Source organism: Endozoicomonas sp. ALB115, from assembly GCF_049310245.1.
In the GTDB taxonomy this organism is placed as follows: domain Bacteria; phylum Pseudomonadota; class Gammaproteobacteria; order Pseudomonadales; family Endozoicomonadaceae; genus Endozoicomonas.
Genome location: NZ_JBLYZG010000200.1, coordinates 1 through 1,073, shown reverse-complemented (window position 1 = coordinate 1,073; position 1,073 = coordinate 1). Strand labels below are relative to the sequence as shown.

Here is a 1,073-nt window from a genome sequence, read left to right as displayed (position 1 = left end):
CAGTGGCTCCCGACGAATACACGTCAGAAGGCCGAACCTGAAAACCGGTGTATTCATAATTTCTGAAAACGCAAAGAGACTACAGCTCGTGCTGCTATGGAAAATAACTATCACTACCCTGAAAAGTTCTGGCTATCTTGCCAAATCATGACGTGTCAAAAGCTATCTTTTGTGCTTTAGCACCATGGGCAATCGCTTTAAACAAACTGTCCCAGCTATCAATCATCAACGTGAGAAAGAAACTGGTGATCTTCCTCCATAATCGCTTGCGTGTAGGCTTCTTTGGCTTATTTAAAGCCTGTTGAAATTTTGGACAAGCCAGTTCCTGTATCTGATCAACCAGGAATGCCAGAAAAGTAAGGTAGGCGAAATTAGTAGCCAGATGTTTTTCGCCATGACCGTAATTGTGCTCAAGTTGATAGCCTTGATTTTTCAGGGTATTAAACGTTTCATTTTCAATGCGCCATCTACAACGACCTCCTCGCATTACGGATTCAACGGTATCATCGGTTAATTCAATATCGGTTATCCAGCACCAGACATGCTGAATTCTTTTTTTGTCGATTTCAATGTAATCCAGAACATTAACCCGCTCAGTTTCATCCTGAAGATTGAGTGGTACGTTATTGGCGTAGCGAAATTTATCAGTCGTGTTATTTTCCTCATCAACGATTTTGTGATGATGAACCTGACCCTCATCATAAAGGGTGTTCATGGCCTCAATAAGCGACACATGGTTACCATCCTTGGCCACGATGATAAAGTTCCACCCATACTCCCTGATCATGGCAATGGTAGGGTTGTCCGCATATAGACCATCTAGCAGAATCACCAGTTTCAGACGTGGATGGTCGTGTTTTGTCTGGGCCAGAAAACGTCTTATTGCCGCTTTTTCACAATCATTCTTTGTGGAACCATCTTGTCGACAAATCGCTTCGGGCGCTAATGGAATGACGGTTTTTCTGGATGGGTGGACAATACAGCCCCCCATAATGTTGTGGTAAAAGGATTCATTTTTTTTGCCCTCATTTTTAATGCAGCAGTCATCACAGCGGCAGGTTCCCGAATAAAAG

The 1,073-nt window shown here is 43.1% G+C and carries 1 protein-coding gene; it reads right to left on the bottom strand.

Going from position 1 to position 1,073, the window contains the following annotated elements:
* Positions 1-145: 145 nt before the first annotated feature.
* Positions 146-1,073 (bottom strand): transposase (locus ACO6VE_RS24615; protein WP_422464154.1); only part of this gene is annotated, 928 nt, incomplete at its 5' end.